This window comes from Variovorax sp. VNK109, assembly GCF_049445855.1.
Classification (GTDB): Bacteria; Pseudomonadota; Gammaproteobacteria; order Burkholderiales; family Burkholderiaceae_C; genus JAGOCV01.
The window spans coordinates 17,111-37,879 of record NZ_JBMSDV010000006.1 but is presented as its reverse complement, the minus strand read 5'-3'; the positions used below and the strand labels follow the sequence as shown (position 1 = coordinate 37,879).

The 20,769-nt window shown below is 65.7% G+C and carries 19 protein-coding genes; 17 read left to right on the top strand and 2 right to left on the bottom strand.

Annotated features, from left to right (window positions below; translation table 11 throughout):
• Positions 1-76 precede the first annotated feature (76 nt).
• From ACO2Q9_RS18070 to ACO2Q9_RS17995, 16 genes are all read left to right on the top strand, one after another.
• Positions 77-1,111 (top strand): branched-chain amino acid ABC transporter permease, encoded by a 1,035-nt coding sequence (locus ACO2Q9_RS18070; protein ID WP_423313322.1) that lies wholly within the window; start codon positions 77-79, stop codon positions 1,109-1,111.
• Between the two features lie 4 nt (positions 1,112-1,115).
• On the top strand, positions 1,116-2,411 hold the full coding sequence (locus ACO2Q9_RS18065) for a branched-chain amino acid ABC transporter permease (RefSeq protein WP_423313320.1): 1,296 nt from the start codon (positions 1,116-1,118) through the stop codon (positions 2,409-2,411).
• Positions 2,408-3,199: an ABC transporter ATP-binding protein gene (locus ACO2Q9_RS18060; RefSeq protein ID WP_423313319.1), complete on the top strand. Its 792-nt coding sequence runs from the start codon at positions 2,408-2,410 to the stop codon at positions 3,197-3,199. Before ACO2Q9_RS18065 ends, ACO2Q9_RS18060 begins: the two co-directional genes overlap by 4 nt.
• Positions 3,200-3,201: 2 nt before the next feature.
• Positions 3,202-3,897 (top strand): ABC transporter ATP-binding protein, encoded by a 696-nt coding sequence (locus ACO2Q9_RS18055; RefSeq protein ID WP_423313317.1) that lies wholly within the window; start codon positions 3,202-3,204, stop codon positions 3,895-3,897.
• Positions 3,898-4,026: 129 nt separating this feature from the next.
• Positions 4,027-6,138 (top strand): 3-hydroxyacyl-CoA dehydrogenase NAD-binding domain-containing protein, encoded by a 2,112-nt coding sequence (locus ACO2Q9_RS18050; RefSeq protein WP_423313315.1) that lies wholly within the window; start codon positions 4,027-4,029, stop codon positions 6,136-6,138.
• An 8-nt stretch (positions 6,139-6,146) separates the two neighbouring features.
• Complete coding sequence (locus ACO2Q9_RS18045; RefSeq protein WP_423313314.1) at positions 6,147-7,622, top strand: M20 family peptidase; 1,476 nt, start codon at positions 6,147-6,149, stop codon at positions 7,620-7,622.
• Between the two features lie 42 nt (positions 7,623-7,664).
• Positions 7,665-8,840 carry an acetyl-CoA C-acyltransferase gene (locus ACO2Q9_RS18040; RefSeq protein ID WP_423313312.1) on the top strand — a complete coding sequence of 392 codons (1,176 nt, stop codon included), beginning with the start codon at positions 7,665-7,667 and terminating at the stop codon, positions 8,838-8,840.
• Positions 8,841-8,861: 21 nt separating this feature from the next.
• Positions 8,862-10,694 (top strand): acyl-CoA dehydrogenase, encoded by a 1,833-nt coding sequence (locus tag ACO2Q9_RS18035; RefSeq protein WP_423313311.1) that lies wholly within the window; start codon positions 8,862-8,864, stop codon positions 10,692-10,694.
• Positions 10,694-10,906, top strand: a complete 213-nt coding sequence (locus ACO2Q9_RS18030) for a hypothetical protein (protein ID WP_423313309.1) — start codon at positions 10,694-10,696, stop codon at positions 10,904-10,906. Before ACO2Q9_RS18035 ends, ACO2Q9_RS18030 begins: the two co-directional genes overlap by 1 nt.
• The gene (locus tag ACO2Q9_RS18025) at positions 10,903-11,223 is read left to right on the top strand and encodes a Dabb family protein (RefSeq protein WP_423313308.1); all 321 of its coding nucleotides are present in this window, start codon (positions 10,903-10,905) and stop codon (positions 11,221-11,223) included. Before ACO2Q9_RS18030 ends, ACO2Q9_RS18025 begins: the two co-directional genes overlap by 4 nt.
• Positions 11,220-12,017: an SDR family oxidoreductase gene (locus ACO2Q9_RS18020; protein WP_423313306.1), complete on the top strand. Its 798-nt coding sequence runs from the start codon at positions 11,220-11,222 to the stop codon at positions 12,015-12,017. Before ACO2Q9_RS18025 ends, ACO2Q9_RS18020 begins: the two co-directional genes overlap by 4 nt.
• Positions 12,018-12,035: 18 nt before the next feature.
• A complete protein-coding gene (locus ACO2Q9_RS18015) occupies positions 12,036-12,458 on the top strand; it encodes a PaaI family thioesterase (RefSeq protein ID WP_423313304.1) in 423 nt (140 codons plus the stop codon).
• A gap of 51 nt (positions 12,459-12,509) precedes the next feature.
• The gene (locus ACO2Q9_RS18010; protein ID WP_423313302.1) at positions 12,510-13,526 is read left to right on the top strand and encodes an NADP-dependent oxidoreductase; all 1,017 of its coding nucleotides are present in this window, start codon (positions 12,510-12,512) and stop codon (positions 13,524-13,526) included.
• A 1-nt stretch (position 13,527) separates the two neighbouring features.
• Positions 13,528-15,174, top strand: a complete 1,647-nt coding sequence (locus ACO2Q9_RS18005) for an isovaleryl-CoA dehydrogenase (protein ID WP_423313300.1) — start codon at positions 13,528-13,530, stop codon at positions 15,172-15,174.
• A 2-nt stretch (positions 15,175-15,176) separates the two neighbouring features.
• On the top strand, positions 15,177-16,130 hold the full coding sequence (locus ACO2Q9_RS18000) for a glutathione S-transferase family protein (RefSeq protein WP_423313298.1): 954 nt from the start codon (positions 15,177-15,179) through the stop codon (positions 16,128-16,130).
• Positions 16,127-17,035, top strand: coding sequence for an SDR family oxidoreductase (locus tag ACO2Q9_RS17995; RefSeq protein WP_423313296.1), 909 nt, complete (start codon positions 16,127-16,129; stop codon positions 17,033-17,035). Before ACO2Q9_RS18000 ends, ACO2Q9_RS17995 begins: the two co-directional genes overlap by 4 nt.
• 27 nt (positions 17,036-17,062) lie before the next feature.
• On the opposite strand, the gene ACO2Q9_RS17990 is transcribed toward ACO2Q9_RS17995, so the two are convergent.
• Complete coding sequence (locus ACO2Q9_RS17990; RefSeq protein WP_423313294.1) at positions 17,063-17,848, bottom strand: DUF1223 domain-containing protein; 786 nt, start codon at positions 17,846-17,848, stop codon at positions 17,063-17,065.
• A 104-nt stretch (positions 17,849-17,952) separates the two neighbouring features.
• Here ACO2Q9_RS17990 and ACO2Q9_RS17985 point away from each other — a divergent pair, with 104 nt between their 5' ends.
• Complete coding sequence (locus ACO2Q9_RS17985) at positions 17,953-18,744, top strand: glycosyltransferase family 32 protein (RefSeq protein WP_423313293.1); 792 nt, start codon at positions 17,953-17,955, stop codon at positions 18,742-18,744.
• 22 nt (positions 18,745-18,766) lie between these two features.
• On the opposite strand, the gene ACO2Q9_RS17980 is transcribed toward ACO2Q9_RS17985, so the two are convergent.
• The gene (locus ACO2Q9_RS17980; protein WP_423313291.1) at positions 18,767-20,632 is read right to left on the bottom strand and encodes a monovalent cation:proton antiporter-2 (CPA2) family protein; all 1,866 of its coding nucleotides are present in this window, start codon (positions 20,630-20,632) and stop codon (positions 18,767-18,769) included.
• Positions 20,633-20,769 lie beyond the last annotated feature (137 nt).

The following is a 20,769-nucleotide window of genomic DNA, read 5'->3' as shown; positions in this document are numbered from 1 at the left end:
TCAGGCACGGTTTTCTGCGGTTAACCTCGGGCCGTTGCCCGGCAGGGATTCTCTTTTCGGAAGAAGCAGTACACACATGGAGTTCATGATCATCTCCCTGCTCAACGGGCTCAGCTATGGCCTGTTGCTGTTCATGCTGAGTTCGGGGCTCACGCTGATCTTCAGCATGATGGGGGTGCTCAATTTCGCGCACGCCAGCTTCTACATGGTGGGGGCCTACGTCGGCTACACGCTGTCGGGCTTCATCGGTTTCTGGCCGGCCCTGGTCATCGCGCCGCTGATCGTGGGCCTGCTCGGCGCGGGCTTCGAGCGGATGAGCCTGCGCAAGGTGCACAAGTACGGTCATGTGCCCGAGTTGCTCGTCACGTTCGGGCTTTCTTACATCCTGCTCGAGCTGGTGCAGCTCGTGTGGGGCCGCACGGCTGTCGAGTTCAAGCCGCCGGCCGTGCTGCAGGGGCCGGCGTTCACGCTGGTGCACAACGCCGAAGGCATGGGCTTCGTCTGGGGCGCCGCGCCGGCCGAGATGTGCACCGCCGCAGCGGGCGTGGCCGAACGCGTGTTCTGCTCGCCGTTCCCGGCCACGCGCGGCTTCATGATGCTCGTGGCGCTGCTGATGCTGCTGGCGCTGTGGCTGCTGCTCACACGCACGCGCATCGGGCTGGTCATCCAGGCCGCGCTCACGCACCCGGACATGGTCGAGTCGCTGGGCCACAACGTGCCGCGTGTGTTCATGCTGGTGTTCGGCGCCGGCACGGGGCTGGCCGCACTGGCCGGCGTGATCGGCGGCAGCACCTTCGTCACCGAGCCGGCCATGGCAGCCACGGTGGGATCGGTGATCTTCGTGGTGGTGGTGGTCGGCGGCATGGGTTCGCTGTCGGGCGCATTCCTCGCGTCGGTGCTGATCGGCGTCATCCAGACGTTCGCGGTGGCGTTCGACTACTCCTTCATCACGCTCGCGCAGCAGCTGGGCATCGAACTCAGCGATGCGGCGAAGAACAACTCGGTGGTCAAACTCACGCTGTCGCAGGTGGCGCCGATCCTGCCGTACCTGTTCCTGGTGCTGATCCTCATCTTCCGGCCCAAGGGCCTGCTCGGCACGCGGGAGGGCTGAAGTCATGGCGCGCTCGCACTACGAATTCAGGCCGTACAACGTCGGCCGCTGGATCATCTGGGGCGCGTTCGCGCTCATCATGGGCGTGGCACCGCTGCTGTTCGGCAGCAACCTGTCGCTCACCATGCTCTCGCAGATGGGCATCGCCATCATCGCCTGCCTGTCCTACAACATGTTGCTGGGGCAGGGCGGCATGCTCAGCTTCGGCCATGCGGTGTACACGGGGCTGGGTTCGTACATGGCCATCCATGCGCTCAACCAGGTGACGGCCGGCGCGTTCAAGCTGCCGGTCAGCCTGATTCCCATCGTCGGAGGTCTCGCAGGCATGGCCTTTGCCATCCTGCTGGGCTACGTGACCACGCGCAAATCTGGCACGACCTTCGCCATGATCACGCTGGGCATGGCCGAGCTGGTGTTCGCCATGTCGCTGATGTTCTCCGAGTTCTTCGGCGGCGAGGCCGGCGTGTCGGGCAACCGCGTGGCGGGGCAGGCGTTCTTCGGCATCACCTTCGGGCCGCAGCGGCAGGTGTACTACCTGATCGCGGTCTACACCTTCATCTGCGTGGCGCTCATGTACGCCTTCACGCAGACGCCGCTGGGCCGCATCCTCAACGCGGTACGCGACAACCCCGAGCGCGTGGAGTTCATCGGCTACAACACGCAGCGCGTGCGCTACACGGCCTTCATCATCGCGGGCTTCTTCGCCGGCATCTCGGGTGGCCTCGCAGCCATCAACTTCGAGATCGTCACGGCCGAGGTGGTGGGCGCGGCACGCTCGGGCGGCTACCTGCTGTTCACGTTTCTCGGTGGTGCGACGTTCTTCTTCGGGCCGATCATCGGCGCCATCCTGATGGTGCTGGCCTTCGTGCTGTTCTCCGAATTCACCAAGGCGTGGCTGCTGTACCTGGGCCTCATCTTCCTGTTCATGGTGATGTACGCGCCGGGTGGCATCGCCAGCCTGATCATGATGAACCTGCGTGTGGCGAAATTCGGCAAGCTGCGGCAGGTCTGGACGAGTTACCTCGGCCTGGCGGTGACCGGCCTGACGGTGCTGGCGGGCGCGGGCGCGATGATCGAAATGATCTATCACCTGCAACTGGCCAGTGCCCTGGGCGATGAATTGCAGTTCCTGGGCATCACGTTGAACGCGCGCGGCCTGGACAGCTGGTTCGGCTCGGCCTTCGTGCTGCTCACCGGCCTCGGCCTGTTCGAGCTCGCCCGGAGGCAATTCAGGCATGACTGGGGTGAAGTGCAGGTGGAGATCGAGAAAGAGATCAAGCGGCGGGAGACGGCGGTATGAACGCAACCACCTCGTCGGCGCCTTTTGCTGTGGAACTGCGCGACCTGCGCAAGAGCTTCGGCAAGACCGAGATCATCCGGGGTGCCAACCTCGCGGTGAAGGCGGGTGAGCGCGTTGCCATCATCGGACCGAACGGTGCCGGCAAGTCCACGCTGTTCAACCTGATCAGCGGCCGGTTCGAGCCCAGCAGCGGCGAAGTGATGCTGCACGGCCAGCGCATCGACGGCAGGAAGCCGTTCGAGATCAACCGCATGGGCCTGTCGCGCAGCTTCCAGATCACCAACATCTTCCCCAAGCTCAGCGTGTTCGAGAACCTGCGCTGCGGCGTGCTCTGGAGCCTGGGCTACCGTTACACCTTCCTGAAATTCCTCTCGCGGCTGGACGACGCCAACGACCGCGCCGAGGAACTCATGGAGATGATCAAGCTCGACAAGAAGCGCGACGTGCTGGCGATGAACCTCACCTACGCCGAGCAGCGTGCGCTGGAGATCGGCATCACCATCGCCGGGGGCGCGAGCGTCATCCTGCTGGACGAACCGACGGCGGGCATGAGCAAGAGCGAGACCACGCGTTTCATCAACCTGATCAAGGACATCACCGTCGGCAAGACGCTGCTGACGGTGGAGCACGACATGGGGGTGGTGTTCGGCCTGGCCGACCGCATCGCGGTGGTGGTGTACGGCGAGGTCATTGCCTTCGATACGCCCGACGCCGTGCGCGCCAACCAGCGCGTGCAGGAGGCCTATCTCGGCTCCGTCATTGCCGAGCATCAGGCGCAAGGACACTGAAGATGCTGCAGATCGAAAATCTTCACGCCTATTACGGCAAGAGCCACGTCCTCCACGGCGTGAGCATGGAAGTGGGCAAGGGCGAGATCGTCGCGCTGCTGGGCCGCAACGGCTCGGGCCGCTCGACCACCGCCAAGGCCATCATGGGCCTGGTGGACTGCGACGGCTCGGTGCTCTGGAAGGGCCAGCAGATCCGCGGGCGCAAGGCCTTCGAGATCGCGCACCTGGGCCTGGGCTATGTGCCCGAGAGCCGCGACATCTTCCCCAAGCTCACCGTGCACCAGAACCTGCAGCTCGGCCAGAAGGGTTCGGGCAAGGGCAGCCGCTGGAGCTTCGAGGACATGTACCGCATGTTCCCGCGTCTGAAGGAGCGCGAGCACACCGAGGCCGGCGTCATGTCCGGTGGCGAGCAGCAGATGCTCACGCTGTGCCGAACGCTCATGGGCGACCCGGACCTGATCATCATCGACGAGCCGACGGAGGGCCTCGCGCCCAAGATCGTCGAGCTCGTGGCCGACTACCTCAAGGTGCTGCGCGAGCGCGGCGTGTCGGTGCTGCTGATCGAGCAGAAGCTCACCATCGCGATGAAGATCTCTGATCGCTGCCTCGTCATGGGGCACGGCAGCATCGTCTTCCAGGGCACGCCGGAAGCGCTGCGCAACGACGCTTACATCCGCAAGGAATGGCTCGAGGTCTGAGCGCCGCGGAACCTGTCACCATGTCACGGCAGGGACAAGCACCGGTTGCGGTGTCACGGACTGCCTATAGAATAAAAATCGAACGATCGTTCTTTTTCCCTTCTCCCAATCTCCCCGAAGGAAACCGGCATGACCGCTGAATACAAAGTCCATGGCGACGTCGCCGTGATCACCCTGAACAATCCTCCGGTCAACGGGCTGGGCTACGACACCCGCAAGGCCGTCACCGACGGGCTGGCCAAGGCCAACGGCGACGCAGCGGTGAAGGCCATCGTGCTTACCGGTGCCGGCAAGGCGTTCTCGGGCGGTGCGGACATCAAGGAATTCGGCAGCCCCAAAGCGCTGGCCGAACCGAACCTGCTGAGCGTGATCCTCGCGGTGGAGAACTCGGCCAAGCCGGTGGTTGCAGCCATGCACAGCGTGGTGATGGGCGGCGGTCTGGAGCTCTCGCTCGGCGCGCACTACCGCATCGCCGCGCCCGGTGCGAACGTCGCGCTGCCCGAAGTGAAGCTGGGCCTCATTCCCGGCGCCGGCGGTACGCAGCGCCTGCCGCGCGTGCTCGGCGTCGAGGTGGCGCTGAACATGATCGTCTCGGGCGAGCCGGTGAAGAGCGAGATGCTCGCTTCGCTGCCGGGCCAGAAGCTGTTCGACAAGATGGCCGCGTCCATCGAATCGCTGCCCGAAGAAGCGCTGGCCTTCGCGAAGGAAGTCGCCGCAAAGCATGCCGACGGCAGCCCGCTGCCGCTGGTGCGCAACCTGCCGTGCAAGCACCCGATGGGCGACGCGTACTTCCAGTTTGCGCGCAACATGGTCAAGGGCATGGCGAAAAACTTCCCCGCGCCGGGCAAGTGCGTGGATGCGGTCGAAGCTGCGACAAAGATGAAGTTCAACGACGGCATGCTCTTCGAGCGCGAGATCTTCATCAACCTGATGTGGACGCCCGAATGCCGCGCGCTGCGCCACATCTTCGCGGCCGAACGTGCCGCGTCCAAGATTCCCGACGTGCCGGAAGACACGCCCAAGCGTGACATCAAGGCCGTGGCCGTCATCGGCGCGGGCACCATGGGTGGCGGCATCACCATGAACTTCCTGAACGCCGGCATCCCCGTGAAGATGCTGGAGATGAAGCAGGAAGCGCTGGACCGCGGCATCGCGACCATCCGCAAGAACTACGAGGCACAGGTCAAGAAAGGCAAGCTGAAGGCAGACAAGTACGAGCAGCGCATGAGCCTGCTGACGACCACCCTGAGCTACGACGACATCAAGGACGCCGACCTCGTGATCGAGGCTGTGTTCGAGGAAATGGGCGTCAAGCAGAAGGTGTTCGAGACGCTGGACGGCGTGATGAAGAAGGGCGCGATCCTCGCGTCCAACACGTCCACGCTCGACCTGGACAAGATCGCCGCGTTCACCAAGCGCCCCGAAGACGTGGTCGGCATGCACTTCTTCAGCCCGGCCAACGTGATGAAGCTGCTCGAAGTGGTGCGCGGCAAGAAGACCGCCAAGGACGTGCTCGCCACCGTCATGGCGCTGGCCAAGAAGATCAAGAAGACGGCCGTGGTCTCCGGCGTGACCGACGGCTTCATCGGCAACCGCATGATCGAGCGCTACAGCCAGCAGGCTGGCTTTTTGCTGGACGAAGGCGCGACACCGCAGCAGGTGGACAAGGCCATCGAGAAGTTCGGCTTCGCGATGGGTCCGTTCCGCATGGGCGACCTGGCCGGCAACGACATCGGCTGGGCCATCCGCAAGCGCCGCGCCATCGAGAAGCCGGACATCAAGTACAGCAAGACGGCCGACCTGCTGTGCGAGATGGGCCGCTTCGGCCAGAAGACCGGCGCCGGCTGGTACGACTACCAGGCCGGCAAGCGCGACGCGATTCCGTCGAAGCTCGTGACCGACATGATCGAGAAGAACCGCGCCGACAAGGGCTTCACCGCCCGCAAGATCTCCGACGAGGAAATCGTGCAGCGCCTCGTGTATTCGCTGGTGAATGAAGCCGCGCTGATCCTGGAAGAAGGCATCGCGTCGAAGGCGAGCGACATCGACATGGTATACCTCACCGGCTACGGCTTCCCGATCTACCGCGGCGGTCCGATGCACTACGCCGACCAGATCGGCTTGTTCAACGTTGCCGAGTCGATGAAGCGCTTCCAGAAAAACCCGATGGACGACGCGAAGTTCTGGGAACCCGCACCGCTCATCAAGAAGCTGGTGGCCGAGGGCAAGACCTTCAACTGATCCAGCCCATGATCAAACGTGTCTTGTCCGGATTGCTGGCGCTCGTCGTGCTGCTGGTGGTGGCCGTCACGGTCAACACCCTGCGGCAGGGCTCCCGGCAGATCGACGTGCCGGCAGCGCCGCCGCTGGCCGTGGACGAAAAGGCCGTCGCCGAGAAGCTGGCCGGCGCGATTCGCCTGCAGACGGTGTCGAGCCTGACGGACCCGGAGGCGAACGCCGCGGAGTTCCTCAAGTTCCATGCATACCTGCAGGAGCGCTTTCCGCGGGTGCATGCGTCGCTCAAGCGCGAACTCGTCGGCGGTTATGCCTTGCTCTACACGTGGACCGGGACGGACGCCCGTGCGAAGCCCATCGCGCTCATGGCGCACCATGACGTGGTGCCCATCGAGCCGGGCACTGAAGGCAAGTGGAAGTCCAGCCCCTTCGCCGGCGAAATCCGCGACGGCTTTGTCTGGGGCCGGGGTGCCTGGGACGACAAGGGCAACCTCATCGCGCAGCTCGAAGCCATCGAAACGCTGCTGGCTGGCGGGTTCCAGCCGAAGCAGACCGTCTACGTCATCTCCGGCGCGGACGAAGAGGTCAGCGGTCTGCGCGGTGCCAAGGCGATCGCAGCGCTGCTGAAATCTCGCAATGTCCAGCTCGACTTCGTGCTGGACGAAGGACTGTTCATTGCCGACGGTCTCATGCCGGGCCTGACCAGACCAGTCGCCATCATCGGCATCGCGGAGAAGGGCTATATCTCCGTCGTGCTCAAAGCCACGGGAACGCCGGGGCATGCGTCGGCGCCGCCGCCGCCGGGCAACACCGCCATCTCGCGCATCAGCGCTGCGCTGCGCAAGCTCGACGAAGAGCAGTTGCCGGCCGCCATGAAAGGCGTGGCCCGCGAGATGTTCGAGACGATGGCGCCCGAGATGAGCGGCTTTCAGCGCGTGGCGCTGTCGAACCTCTGGCTGTTCGGTCCGATCGTGCAGAAGCAGCTCGAGAAGAGCGGCAGCACGAACGCCATGCTGCGCACGACAACCGCACTGACGATCGTGCAGGCAGGCAACAAGGACAACGTCATCCCCGGCCAGGCCGAGGCCGTGGTGAACTTCCGGATCATGCCTGGCGAAACACGCCAGACGGTGCTGGCGCACGTTCGCTCCAAGGTGGGCGAGGGCATCGAGGTGACCGAGATGCAGGGTGCCGTCGATCCGACCGGCATCTCGCCGACAGAGGCGGCGCCATACCAGACCCTGAACCGCACGATGCGCTCGCTATTCCCTGATGTCCTGGTCGCACCTGCGCTCTATGTAGCGGGGTCAGACTCGCATCATTTCACCGGATTGACCGACAACATCTACCGCTTCTCGCCGGTGCGGGTGAAGCCGGAGGACCTCCCCCGGCTGCACGGCACCGACGAGCGCATCGCGACCGCCAACCTGGCGGAACTGGTGCGCTTCTATCACCAGCTGCTGCGCAACCTGAACGCGCCGGCATCCTGAATCCCAACGCCTGATCCGAGACTTCTCCAGAAAGGAACCGCCATGACCAAAGCCGTCATCGTCTCCACCGCCCGCACGCCGCTTGCCAAGAGCTGGAAGGGCGCTTTCAACATGACGCACGGCGCAACGCTGGGCGGCCACGCGGTCAAGCATGCGCTTCAGCGCGCCGGCATCGAAGGCGGCGAAGTGGAAGACGTCATCATGGGCTGCGCGAACCCCGAGGGTGCGACCGGCGCCAACATCGCCCGCCAGATCGCGCTGATGGCCGACCTGCCGATCAGCGTGTCGGGCATGACGGTCAACCGCTTCTGTTCTTCCGGCCTGCAGACGATCGCACTGGCTTCACAACGCATCATCTCGGGCGAAGGCGAGGTGTACGTGGCCGGCGGCGTGGAAAGCATCTCATGCGTGCAGCAGGAGATGAACCAGCACATGCTGCGCGACCTCGACCTCGACAAGAAGAAGCCCGAAATCTACTGGTCGATGCTCGAAACTGCCGAGCAGGTCGCCAAGCGCTACAACATCAGCCGCGACGCCATGGACGAATACGGTGCGGCCAGCCAGCAGAAGGCCTGCGCCGCGCAGGCGGCCGGCAAGTTCACCGACGAGATCGCGCCCATCAAGGTCAAGGCCGGGGTGGCCGACCCGGTGCTGGGGCTGATCACCAAGGAAGTGACGTCCAGCGTGGATGAAGGCCTGCGCGAAGGCACGACGAAGGAAAGCATCTCGGGCATCCGTTCCGCCGTTCCGGGCGGTGTGGTGTCGGCCGGTAACGCCAGCCAGTTCTCCGACGGCGCAGGCGCCTGCGCCGTGGTGAGTGAGGAATACGCCAGCCGTAAGGGCTTGAAGCCCCTGGGCCGCTTCCTCGGCTTCGCGGTGGCCGGTTGCGAGCCCGACGAAATGGGCATCGGCCCGGTGTTCGCCGTGCCCAAGGTGCTCAAGAACCTGGGCCTCAAGATCAGCGACATCGACCTGTGGGAGCTGAACGAAGCCTTCGCCGTGCAGGTGATCTACTGCCGCGACAAGCTGGGCATTCCGCCCGAACTGCTCAACGTCAACGGCGGCGCGATCGCGGTCGGGCACCCCTATGGCGTGTCGGGCCAGCGCCTGACCGGCCATGCGCTCATCGAAGGCAAACGCCGCGGCGCAAAGAAGGTCGTGGTGACCATGTGCATCGGCGGCGGCATGGGCGCTGCGGGCGTTTTCGAAGTGCTCTGACGCGCGCAGCGAAAGCGGCTCATGGCCCTGCGCGCCACACTCGACTTCCTGCTGCATCACTGGCTCGACGTCCAGTCGCTGACGGCACGCGAGCGCTTTGCCGAGCATTCGCGCGAGACCTTCGACGCGGTGCTCGACACCTGCGAGCGCATCGCGCGTGAGAAGTACGCGCCGTTCAACCGGCTCGTCGACACGCAGGAGCCGCACTTCGACGGCGAGAAAGTGATCCTGCCGCAGGCGACACATGACGCGCGCAAGGCCTATGCCGAGTCCGGCATGCTGAGCGCCGCGCAGGACTACGACATCGGCGGCATGCAACTGCCGTACACGGTCGAGGCGGCGGCGAATTCGTTCTTCGCGATGGCCTCGGTGAGTATCAGTTCGAGCCTGCTCACGGTCGGCAACGCCAATTTGCTGATGGCACATGGCACCGAAGCGCAGAAGAGGGTGTTCGCGCTCGACGAATTCTCGGGCCGCTGGTCCGGCACGATGTGCCTGTCGGAACCGCAGGCCGGCTCGTCCCTGAGCGACGTGGCCACGCGGGCGGTGCCTGATGGCGATGACTTCGCGTCCGACCCGCTCGGCCCACGCTACCGCCTCAAGGGCAACAAGATGTGGATCTCGTCCGGCGAGCACGAGATGACCGAGAACATCATCCATCTGGTGCTCGCCAAGATCCCGGGTGCGGACGGCAAGCTCGTGCCGGGCACGCGGGGCATCTCGCTGTTCATCGTGCCGAAGAAGCTGGTGGACGAGCAGGGCCAGCTCACCGGCGTGCGCAACGACGTGGCGCTGGCCGGCCTGAACCACAAGCTCGGCTGGCGCGGTACCACCAACACGCTGCTCAATTTTGGCGAGGGCAAGTTCCCGGTAGGCGGGCAGGCCGGCGCGGTGGGCTATCTGGTCGGCAAGCCGGGTGAAGGCCTGCGCTGCATGTTCCACATGATGAACGAGGCGCGCATCGGCATCGGCATGGCGGCGACGATGCTCGGCATGGCCGGCTACGAGGCTTCGCTCGACTACGCGCGCAACCGTCCGCAGGGCCGGCCCATCGGCGTGGCTGGCAAGGACGCCGCCCAACCGCAGGTGCGCATCATCGAGCACGCCGACGTCAAACGCATGCTGCTGGCACAGAAGTCGTATTGCGAAAGTTCGCTGGCGCTGCTGCTGTACTGTGCGCGTCTGGTGGACGAGCAGCACACCGGTGAGCCGCAGTCGGCAGACGACGCGCGATTGCTGCTGGAAGTGCTGACGCCCGTGGCCAAGAGCTGGCCCAGCGAGTGGTGCCTCGAAGCGAATTCACTGGCCATCCAGATCCACGGCGGCTACGGTTACACGCGCGACTTCCCGGTCGAGCAGTACTGGCGCGACAACCGCCTGAACATGATCCACGAGGGAACGCACGGCATCCAGGCGGCCGACCTGCTGGGCCGAAAGGTGGTCATGGAAGGCGGGCGCGGCCTGCAGTTGCTGGCCGCCCGCATCAACGCGACGATCGAGCGCGCCATCCATCTGCCCGGGTTTGCCACGCATGCCAATGCGCTGGGCAAGGCGCTGGCCCACATCGGCGCGGCCACCAAGGCCGCATGGGCCACGGGCGACCCCGCGCATGCGCTGCCCAACGCCGTGCCCTACATGCAGGCGTTCGGCCACACCGTCATGGCGTGGATCAGCCTTGACGTGGCGCTGAGTGCGGTTGAAGGCGATGCGGCAGAATCACAGCCCATGACCAACGGCCGGACGGGCGCCATGCAGTACTTCTTCCACTACGAACTCCCCAAGATCGACGCCTGGCTGAAAGTCGTCGAAACCCGCGACCTGACCTGCGCAGGCTTTCCTGAAGAGGCGTTCTGATGGCGTCGGCGACAACGCTGGCGCGACTGGAAATCTGGATCTGGGTGCTCATCTACGGCGGCTTGTTCGGCGTGGTGCTCGGCTGTGCGGTGCAGCGCTTCGAAGAGCCCGCCGATCTCACGTCCACCGTGCTGTTCGTCATGGGTGGCATCGCGGCGGCCCTGGGCTTCGCGCTCATTTATGTGCGTTCCCGGCTGAAGGAGGGTCCATGATCCGCCACATCGTGATGTGGAAATTCCACGAAAGCGCCGACGGCGCCGACAGGGCGACGAACTTGCGCAAGGCCAAGGCATTGCTGGACGCCTGCGCCGATATCGCGCCGGGGACACGCGAGTTCGAAGTCGCCATCGCACAATCGGGCTTCGAATGCACCTATGACCTCGTGCTCAATTGCGTGTTCGAGGACGCAGCGGCGCTGCAGGCTTACCAGGAACATCCGCGCCATGTGGCACTCAAGCCTTTCATGAGCGCCGTGCGGCTGGAGCGCCAGTGCATGGACTACGAAATCCAAGGAACAACCAGGACATGACGACACCCCGCAGCATCCAGAAACTGTTCGATCTGACGGGCAAGACCGCGCTCGTCACCGGCGGATCGCGTGGCCTCGGCCTGCAGATGGCCCAGGCCCTCGGCGAGGCCGGCGCGCGCATCATGGTGAGTTCGCGCAAGGCGGCCGATCTGGAAGAGTCGGTGGCCGACCTGAAGAAGTCAGGCATCGACGCGCAATATATCGCCGCGGATTGCGCAATCGAGTCCGACATCCACCGCCTGGCGGATGAGACGCTGGCGAAATTCGGCCAGGTGGACATCCTCGTCAACAACGCCGGCGCTGCCTGGGGTGCGCCGGCGGAAGACCATCCGACGGAAGCGTGGGACAAGGTGATGAACCTCAACGTGCGGGGCTATTTCCTGCTGTCGCAGCGCATTGCGAAGAAAAGCATGATCGAACGGCGCAGCGGGCGCATCATCAACCTCGCGTCCATCGCGGGGCTGGGTGGCAACCCGGCCGGCATGAATACGATTGCCTACAACACGTCCAAGGGCGCGGTGATCAACTTCACGCGCGCGCTGGCCGCCGAATGGGGCAAGTACAACATCACCGTCAACGCCATCTGCCCGGGTTTCTTTCCGAGCAAGATGACGGCCGGCACGCTCAAGGCCATGGGCGAGGACAAGCTGGCCGCCCACGCGCCGCTGCAGCGCCTGGGCGACGACGAAGACCTCAAGGGCCTGTGCGTGCTCTACGCCTCCGACGCCGGCAAGCACATCACCGGCCAGTGGCTGGCGGTGGACGGTGGCGTGAGCATCGTCACGGGCGGCTGATCATCCGGCAGGTGGTGCATGGACTTCGGCGCGCACATTCCCTTTGTCGAGCTGCTCGGCTTCAGCCTGCACGTCTTCTCGGACGGGCAGTCGGAGTTGCGCTATGACCCGAAGCCCGAGCATCTGAACTCCTTCGACGTCACGCACGGCGGCGCCTGCATGACCCTGCTCGACGTGACCATGGCCGCCGCCGCGCGCAGCGTCCAGCCGGCCTCGGGCGTGGTCACCATCGAGATGAAGACGAGCTTCATGCAGCCTGCACGCGGTGTGCTCACCGGCAAGGGCCGGCTTCTGCATCGCACGACCAAGATGGCCTTTGTGGAAGCCACCATTTACGACGCCGAGGGCCGTGCCTGCACGCATGCCACCGGCACTTTCCGCTATGTGCCGCGTCCACCGCCGGAAAGCGGCGGGCCCGCACCCAACCTGCCGACCGACTGACGGGCCCCTCTGCCAGAGGGCCCGTGGCCGGCTTCAAGTCAAGGAGACAACATGCCCGCCAACCTGCAGATCGTGCTGGACAACCGCCCGACGGGTGAAGCCAGCGAGGCCAACTTCCGCATCGCACAGACGGAGACGCCGCCGCTCAAGGACGGGCACGTGCTCGTGCGCCATCACTACCTCAGCCTGGACCCTTACATGCGCGGGCGCATGAGCGAGTCCAAGAGCTATGCGGTGCCCCAGCCGCTCGGACAGGTCATGCAGGGCGGCACGGTGGGCGAAGTCGTCGAAAGCCGTCATCCCGGTTACACGCCGGGCGACAAGGTCGTCGGCTTCGGCGGCTGGCAGCATTTCAGCGTGGCAGACGCGTCGCAGCCCGGCTCGCTGCGCAAGGTGGACACGACGCACGTACCGCTCAGCCACTATCTGGGCGCGGTCGGCATGCCGGGCGTGACAGCCTGGTACGGCCTCGTGAAGATCATCGAGCCGAAGGCGGGCAACACGCTGGTCGTCACGGCGGCCAGCGGCGCGGTGGGAAGTGCTTTCGGCGCGCTGGCCAAGGCGCGCGGTTGCCGTGTGGTGGGTGTTGCGGGTGGCGAAGACAAGTGCCGCTACGTGACGGAAGAGCTCGGCTTCGATGCCTGCATCGACTACCGCACGCACCCGGACGCGTCCTCCATCGGCAAGGCACTCGATGCCGCATGCCCGGACGGCATCGATGGCCACTTCGAGAATGTCGGTGGCTACATCTTCGACGCGGTGCTCGATCGCATGAACGCGTTCGGCCGTATCGCGTTGTGCGGGTTGATCTCCGGCTACGACGGCCAGCCGATCCCGCTGGCCAACCCGCGCGCGTTGCTCGTCAGCCGCCTGCGGATCGAAGGCTTCATCGTCAGCGAGCACATGGAGGTCTGGCCTGAGGCGCTGCGCGAGCTCGGCGGACTGGTCGGCAGCGGCAAGCTGCGGCCGCGCGAATCCGTGGCACAGGGGCTGGAAGCAGCGCCTGCCGCATTCATCGGTCTGCTCAAGGGGCGCAACTTCGGGAAGCAGTTGGTCAAGGTGATCTGACATGCAGGCCACGCACGAGGTCTTCAACCAGCCCGAACCGCTGGTCGACTACAACCTGTTCGAAGGCAACCGGCCGCTGCAGGACGCGTTGCGTTTCAATGCACCGAAGCTGGACACGGCATCGCTGTCGAAACTCGGCGCGCTCGCCGGTTCTCCGGACATGCAGACGCATGCACGCCTGGCCAACACGAAGCTGCCCGAGCTGCACACGCACGACCGTTTCGGCCGTCGCATCGACCGGGTGGAGTTCCACCCGAGCTATCACACGCTGATCGGCGCGGCCATGGAAGCCGGCCTGCACGGCACCCCGTGGGCCGGTGAATCGGCAAGCCCCCATGTGCTGCGCGCGGCGGGATTCATGCTCTTCACCGAGCTCGAGCCTTCGGTGCTATGCCCGATCTCCATGACGTATGCGGTGACGCCCGCGCTGCGCGCCAACCCCGCCATCTACGCGGACTGGGCGCCACAACTCACGCGGCGCGCTTACGATCCGCGCCTAGTTCCCTGGCGCGACAAGCCCGGCGTGACCATGGGTATGGGCATGACGGAAAAGCAGGGCGGCTCCGACGTGCGGGCGAACACGACGCGCGCCGAACCCGACGGCCAGGACGATTGGGGTGACCGCTATCGCATCACCGGCCACAAGTGGTTCTTTTCCGCGCCGATGTGCGATGCCTTCCTCGTGCTCGCGCAGACGAAAAGCGGGCTGTCGTGCCTGTTCCTGCCACGCGTGTTGCCAGACGGCACGCTCAATGCGCTGCACATCCAGCGCCTGAAGGACAAGCTGGGCAACAAGGCCAATGCGAGCTCGGAGGTGGAATTCCACGGCGCTGCCGCGTGGCTCGTGGGCGAAGAGGGCCGCGGCATCCCGCAGATCCTCGAGATGGGCACGATGACGCGGCTCGACTGCGCCTTGGGCACCACCGGCCTGATGCGACAGGCGCTGTCCATCGCGCTGAACCACGCGTCGCAGCGGCAGGCGTTCGGCAAGCCGCTGATCGAGCAGCCACTCATGCGGAACGTGCTGGCCGATCTGTCGCTGGAGTCCGAAGCGGCCACGGCGCTGGCGATCCGTCTCGCGCGCGCATTCGATCACCGCGACGACCCGCACGAAAACGCCATGGCGCGGCTGCTCACACCCGTCGCCAAGTTCTGGATCTGCAAGCGCGGCAGCCACTTCGCGCAGGAAGCCATGGAGTGCCTGGGCGGCAACGGCTATGTGGAGGAGGGCGGCGAAGGCATCATGGCCCGTATCTACCGCGAGATGCCGCTCAACTCGATCTGGGAAGGCGCGGGCAACATCATGGCGCTGGACCTGCTGCGAGCCCTGCGAAAGCAGGACACGGCTGCCGCGCTCGCACACGAACTCGCGCCGGTGCGCGGCGCGCATGCGGCACTCGACCGCCTGGCCGATGCGCTGCCCACGCGCGTGGAAGAAATGGCCACGGAAATGGAAGCACGCCGCCTTGCGCAGGACGTGGCCCTCGCCATCCAGGCCGCGCTGCTCCACCAGACCGCACCATCCGCCGTGTTTGCCGCCTTCTGCGATTCACGCGTGGCCGGCAACTGGGGGCATGCCTTCGGTTCGCTGGGTGCGGCCACCGATTTCGACACCATCATCGCGCGCGCCGTGCCGCGGGGAGATTGACCATGAGCGACCCGATCCTGCCCGACATCATCCTTCACCACTACGCAACCTCGCCGTTCTCCGAGAAGCTGCGCCTCGCGCTGGGCTACAAGCAGCTCGCGTGGAAGTCGGTGATCATCCCGAACATCGCGCCCAAGCCGGACCTGCTGGAGTTGACCGGCGGCTACCGGCGCACACCGGTGCTGCAGATCGGCGCGGACATCTACTGCGATACCGCGCTCATCTTCGACGTGCTCGAACATCTGCAGCCGATGCCCTCGCTCTACCCCGAGCCCTCCAAGGGCATGGCGCGCACGCTCGCGCAGTGGGCCGACAGCACGCTGTTCTGGGCGGCCATGGCGCACAACCTCGGCCCCAAGGGCGCTGCGCACCTGTTCGCGGGTGCGCCACCCGAAGCGCTCAAGGCTTTCGGCGACGACCGCAAGGCCATGAGCACGGGCATGCTGCGCCTGCGGCCTGCCGATGCGCTCCCTGCGTACCGCTCGTACCTGCGGCGGCTGTCGGACATGCTGGATGACGGCCCCTACCTGCTGGGCGAATTGCCTTGCGTCGCCGACTTTTCCGCCTATCACCCCCTGTGGTTCACGCGTACGCGTGTGCCGCCGATGGCCGGCGTGCTCGACGCCACCCCTGCCGTGCTCGACTGGATGGACCGCATGGCCGCAATCGGCCACTGCACGATGGAAAAGATCCGTTCTGCCGACGCCATCGAAACAGCAGCCCAGGCGCAGCCCGTGCCGGTGGTCGATGCGCCGTTCCAGGACGACCACGGCATCCCGCTCGGAAGCCGCGTCACCATCGCAGCCGAAAGCTTCGGCACCGAACCGACCGAGGGCGAGCTCGTCGCTGCCACGCGCATGCACTACACGCTGCGCCGCACCGGTGAACGCGTCGGCACCGTGCACGTTCATTTCCCCCGCATCGGATACGTACTCAAACAAGTGGAGACCACATGATCGACAACTTCGAGGGCAGGACCGCCGTCCTCACCGGCGCAGGCTCGGGCTTCGGGCTCGAGTGCGCGCGCATCGGCGCAGCGCGCGGCATGAACCTCGTGCTGGTGGACGTGCAGCAGGATGCGCTGGACAAGGCGAAGGCCGAAATGGAAGCCGCCGGCGCCCAGGTGCTGGCGCGCAAGGTGGACGTGGCCGACGCGAAAGCCATGGAGCAACTGGCAGCCGACGTGCAGCAGCGCTTCGGCGCACCGAACTTCGTATTCAACAACGCGGGCGTCGGCGCGGGCGGGCTGATCTGGGAAAACACCATCGCCGACTGGGAGTGGGTGATGGGCGTGAACGTCTGGGGCGTGGTGCACGGCGTGCGCCTGTTCACGCCGATGATGCTGGAGGCAGCCCGCAAGGATCCGCAGTGGCAGGGCCACATCGTCAACACCGCCAGCATGGCCGGCCTGCTGACACCGCCCAACATGGGCGTCTACAACGTCACCAAGCATGCCGTGGTGAGCCTGACCGAGTCGCTCTACCAGGACCTGCGCCTCGTCACCGACCAGATCGGCGCGAGCGTGCTGTGCCCGTACTTCGTGCAGACCGGCATCAGCCAGAGCCACCGCAACCGCCCCGGCGGCGCGCTCGCAGCCGACAAGCCGACGAAGAGCCAGATCATCAGCCAGGCCATGACCGACAAGGCCGTGGGCTCCGGCAAGATCACCGCTGGCGAAGTCGCGCAGAAGGTTTTCGACGCGATCGAGGCCGACCAGTTCTACATCTACAGCCACCCGAAGGCGCTGGCCAACGTGGCGAGCCGCATGGAAGCCATCGTCGAAGGCCACAACCCGCCCGACCCGTTTGCCGAGCGGCCAGAGATCGGCGTGCAGCTGAAGGCGGCGCTGCGGGCTGCCTGATCCTGGCGGGTCAGGCGGGAAGCCGCGTCAGCTGCACACCGCCGACAGGCCCTGCAAGGGCTTGCCGCTTTCGGGCTCGTACACCACCAGGTTCACCTGCCGGGCGTGTGCCGCCAGCGGCGCGACGGTTTCCAGCCTGAGCGTCTGTCCACCGCGGTATTCGCCGACCGGCGTGTACTGGCGCACGACGAAATCGTGTTGCAGGTACTCGCCCCGGTTTTCACCGGCCTTCACGCGCGAACTGTGGCCGTGCTCGGTGACCGTCCAGTAGGCCGCCCAGCGCTGCACGCCTTCGGCGGGTTGCACGACGGCTTCGAAGCTCTGCGTTCCCGTGCGGCGCAAGGTGATGGCCGCGCGCGCCTGCTCGTCCGCCGGCTTGCCCGGACTCAGCGCGGAGCCCGGCCAGCCCCGCCAGTCCTTGCCGTTGCGCACCACCTGCGGGGTGTAGATGTTGCGCAGCCGGTTGGACAGCGCGACTTCGCGTTGCCGCTGCGTGTGGGCCGGCGCGGCGAAGCGGTCCACCCAGCCGATGTAGTCCCAGTACCCGACGTGGAAGGCCTGCACGACAGCACCGGTCCGGGCCTGCCCGGCTTTCAGGGTAGACAGCCACTGGTCCGCAGGCGGGCAGGACGAGCAACCTTCGGAGGTGTAGAGCTCGATCACGGGATTGAGCACGGCGCCGCTGCGCGCTTCGCAGTGGGAGGCCGGAGCTGCCTGCTGCGCCATCAGCTGACCGGCCACAAGCGTCATCGACGCGCAGACGGCGAGGGAACGAAGCTTGACGCGAGGGACGACGTGAGGTGCAACGGGCATGGGAGGTCTCCGGTCTGATGGCACTGGCCGTGCCAGCAGGTCATTGTGATACGCCCAGCCCGGCGCGGCCAGCCCCCCATGGTGACCTGCGCGACAATCCGCGAATGGCCGTTCCCCGCCGAATCATCCAGACGCAGCGCGACCCCTCCATCCAGCAGGAGCTGAGGCAGACCTGGGTTGCGCAGCATCCCGGCTACGAATACCTCTTCTTCGACGATGCGCAGTGCCACGACCTGATCGCGACGCGCCTGCCGCATTTCCTGAAAACCTACGACGCCTTGCCGCTGCCGGTGCAGAAGGCAGACTTCTTCCGGTACGCCGCCATCCACGAACTGGGCGGTCTGTATGTGGACGTGGACACCATCTGCCGCGCGCCACTGCACAGCTATGTGGACCTTTCGGCGGACGCGATGGTGATCTGCCCGGAGATGGTGCCGACCGAATGGCCGGAGGGCTTCGGCAGCTACGTGCGGCGCTTCTGCATTCCGCAGCAGTTCGCACAGTGGGCGTTCTGCGCGCCGCCCGGCCATCCCGCACTGGCATTGCTGCTCGAGCGCATTGCCTATTACGTCTCGCGCTTTTCGCCACAGGATCTGGCCGGCATCAGCCAAATGGACTTTTTCACGCTGGAGCTGACCGGCCCCCGGGTCTTCACGCACGTGATGAACGAATTCCTTTCGGGCAGCCGGGAAGGGCGCATCGCCGAACTGCCGCGTCGCACCTGGGGCGCCTGGCCCTGGGAGCATCAGGCGCAGACCCTGCCGGACGACATCAAGCTCACCCACCTGTTCTCCAGCGCCTGGTGGCCGAGCAAGCAGAAGCAGCCACCGGGCCAGCCCCAGAAACAAGTCCGCCGGGCACCCTTGCCCAAGGTCAACTTCAATATCCGCTACTGACTACGGAGCGGGCAGCAGCCGGTCAGCGCGCCGGTTCAGCGGCGGCCGGCGACTGTTCATCGTCTTCCTCGCCTTCGATCGCCTGGGCGGCCTCTTCGTTGAGCGCCTTGCCTTCGCGCTGCGGCTTGATGAGCGGCGTCGGCGCCCATCGGTTGCCCTGCAGCGTCTGCTCGTCCAGACGGCGACCGGAAAGCTCGGCTTGCAGGCGCTCGGCATCGCGACGCCGCACGGTCTTGGTGACTTCCCGCACATCGGCGTCCGCCACACCGAGCTCACGCAGCGCTTCCGCACCGAAGGCAAGGGCGGACTCGAAAGTCTCGCGCAACTGGAAAGCCACGCCCTTTTTGATCAGTTCGGCCGCGTGCTGGCGATCGAACGCACGTGCCAGGATCGGCGTGAGCGGATATTCGCGCTTGATCAGGTCGACGACATGGTTGATGGTTTCCTTGTCGTCCACGCAGACCATGATGGCCTTGGCCTTGCCCGCGCCGCTGGCATGCAGCACGTCGGCCCGCGTGCCGTCGCCGTAGTACAGCTTGAAGCCGAAGCGCAGCGCGGAACGGATCATGTCCGTGTCACGCTCGATGATGATGGTGTCCACGCCACGCGCCAGCAGCGACAGTGAAGCGATCTGCCCGAAGCGGCCGAAGCCGATGACGAGCACCGTGCCCGACACGTCCTGCGGCTCGTCGATGCCTTCCATGCTCTCGGGCGCTTTCTCTTCCTTGGGCAGCATGCGGCCCATGCCGATGACGATGAGCGGCGTGAGTGCCATCGAGATGATGATGGCCGCCGTCAGCACCGCGTTCATCGGTGCGTCGATGATGCCGCCCGCGGCAGCAGCCGAGAACAGCACGAACGCGAATTCGCCGCCCTGCGCCATGACACCGGCACGCTCCAGCGCGTCGTGGTGGTTCGCCTTGGCGATGCGCGCGACCACATAGATGCCGATCGCCTTGAGCACCATGAATGCCAGCACCGCCGCCACGATGCGCGGCCAGTCGGCCAGCACCAGCGGGATGTTGAGCGACATGCCCACGCTCATGAAGAAGAGGCCGAGCAGGATGCCGCGGAACGGCTCGATGTCCGCCTCCAGCTGATGACGGAATGTCGATTCGGACAGCATCACGCCGGCAGCAAACGCGCCCATCGCCATCGAGAGGCCGCCCCAGTCCATGGCCAATGCAGCGCCGAGCACCACGAGCAGCGCGGCAGCCGTCATGACCTCGCGCGCCTTGGAGTTGGCGAGCACGCGGAACATGGGGTTCAGCACCCATTTGCTCACGGCGATCAACCCCGCAAGCGCGGCAAGGGCGATGCCCACCGTCACCCAGCGGGACACGGCCGGGCCGTTGTTCGAGTTCTCGGGGGAGAGCGCCGCCACGATGGCCAGCAAGGGCACGATGGCCAGGTCTTCCAGCAGCAGGATCGAGACGATGTGCTGTCCGCGCGTGGTGGACGTGAAGCCCTGCTCGTCCATCAGTTGCATCACCGTCGCGGTGGAGGTGAGCACGAAGCCCATGGCCGCGATGAAAGCCACCGGTGCGGACAGGCCGAACAGGATGCCCAGCCCGGTCAGCAACGCACCGCAGGCCACCACCTGCGCCAGCCCCAGCCCGAAAATCGCCTTGCGCAGCGACCACAGGCGCGAGGGCTGCATTTCGAGGCCGATGACGAAGAGGAACATCACCACGCCGAGCTCAGCCACGTGGAGGATGTGCTGGGGCTCGCTGAAAAAGCCGAAGCCGAACGGGCCGATGATCAGGCCGGCGGCGAGGTAGCCGAGCACCGAGCCGAGGCCCAGCCGGCGGAACAGTGGCACCGCAACGACGCCGGCGGCCAGCAGCACGACGACCTTGCCCAGTTCTCCCGCGTTATCGACAGCCATCGATGCTCCCGCTTCTGTTTTGGTGTGTGGTTTTCAATTGGTGACGATGGTAACTGCCCGCAGCTTCACCGCGCCCCGGAAGGGGCATGGGGCTGTGGCAAACTCGCCCGCTTTCCCCGAGAGACCATCCAGAGAGA

What these genes read in the sequence shown, in the direction of transcription:
- ACO2Q9_RS18070 (WP_423313322.1), top strand. Translation starts at nt 77, where the DNA reads ATGGAGTTCATGATCATCTCCCTGCTCAACGGGCTCAGCTATGGCCTG.
- ACO2Q9_RS18065 (WP_423313320.1), top strand. Translation starts at nt 1,116, where the DNA reads ATGGCGCGCTCGCACTACGAATTCAGGCCGTACAACGTCGGCCGCTGG.
- ACO2Q9_RS18060 (WP_423313319.1), top strand. Translation starts at nt 2,408, where the DNA reads ATGAACGCAACCACCTCGTCGGCGCCTTTTGCTGTGGAACTGCGCGAC.
- ACO2Q9_RS18055 (WP_423313317.1), top strand. Translation starts at nt 3,202, where the DNA reads ATGCTGCAGATCGAAAATCTTCACGCCTATTACGGCAAGAGCCACGTC.
- ACO2Q9_RS18050 (WP_423313315.1), top strand. Translation starts at nt 4,027, where the DNA reads ATGACCGCTGAATACAAAGTCCATGGCGACGTCGCCGTGATCACCCTG.
- ACO2Q9_RS18045 (WP_423313314.1), top strand. Translation starts at nt 6,147, where the DNA reads ATGATCAAACGTGTCTTGTCCGGATTGCTGGCGCTCGTCGTGCTGCTG.
- ACO2Q9_RS18040 (WP_423313312.1), top strand. Translation starts at nt 7,665, where the DNA reads ATGACCAAAGCCGTCATCGTCTCCACCGCCCGCACGCCGCTTGCCAAG.
- ACO2Q9_RS18035 (WP_423313311.1), top strand. Translation starts at nt 8,862, where the DNA reads ATGGCCCTGCGCGCCACACTCGACTTCCTGCTGCATCACTGGCTCGAC.
- ACO2Q9_RS18030 (WP_423313309.1), top strand. Translation starts at nt 10,694, where the DNA reads ATGGCGTCGGCGACAACGCTGGCGCGACTGGAAATCTGGATCTGGGTG.
- ACO2Q9_RS18025 (WP_423313308.1), top strand. Translation starts at nt 10,903, where the DNA reads ATGATCCGCCACATCGTGATGTGGAAATTCCACGAAAGCGCCGACGGC.
- ACO2Q9_RS18020 (WP_423313306.1), top strand. Translation starts at nt 11,220, where the DNA reads ATGACGACACCCCGCAGCATCCAGAAACTGTTCGATCTGACGGGCAAG.
- ACO2Q9_RS18015 (WP_423313304.1), top strand. Translation starts at nt 12,036, where the DNA reads ATGGACTTCGGCGCGCACATTCCCTTTGTCGAGCTGCTCGGCTTCAGC.
- ACO2Q9_RS18010 (WP_423313302.1), top strand. Translation starts at nt 12,510, where the DNA reads ATGCCCGCCAACCTGCAGATCGTGCTGGACAACCGCCCGACGGGTGAA.
- ACO2Q9_RS18005 (WP_423313300.1), top strand. Translation starts at nt 13,528, where the DNA reads ATGCAGGCCACGCACGAGGTCTTCAACCAGCCCGAACCGCTGGTCGAC.
- ACO2Q9_RS18000 (WP_423313298.1), top strand. Translation starts at nt 15,177, where the DNA reads ATGAGCGACCCGATCCTGCCCGACATCATCCTTCACCACTACGCAACC.
- ACO2Q9_RS17995 (WP_423313296.1), top strand. Translation starts at nt 16,127, where the DNA reads ATGATCGACAACTTCGAGGGCAGGACCGCCGTCCTCACCGGCGCAGGC.
- ACO2Q9_RS17990 (WP_423313294.1), bottom strand. Translation starts at nt 17,848, where the DNA reads ATGCCCGTTGCACCTCACGTCGTCCCTCGCGTCAAGCTTCGTTCCCTC.
- ACO2Q9_RS17985 (WP_423313293.1), top strand. Translation starts at nt 17,953, where the DNA reads ATGGCCGTTCCCCGCCGAATCATCCAGACGCAGCGCGACCCCTCCATC.
- ACO2Q9_RS17980 (WP_423313291.1), bottom strand. Translation starts at nt 20,632, where the DNA reads ATGGCTGTCGATAACGCGGGAGAACTGGGCAAGGTCGTCGTGCTGCTG.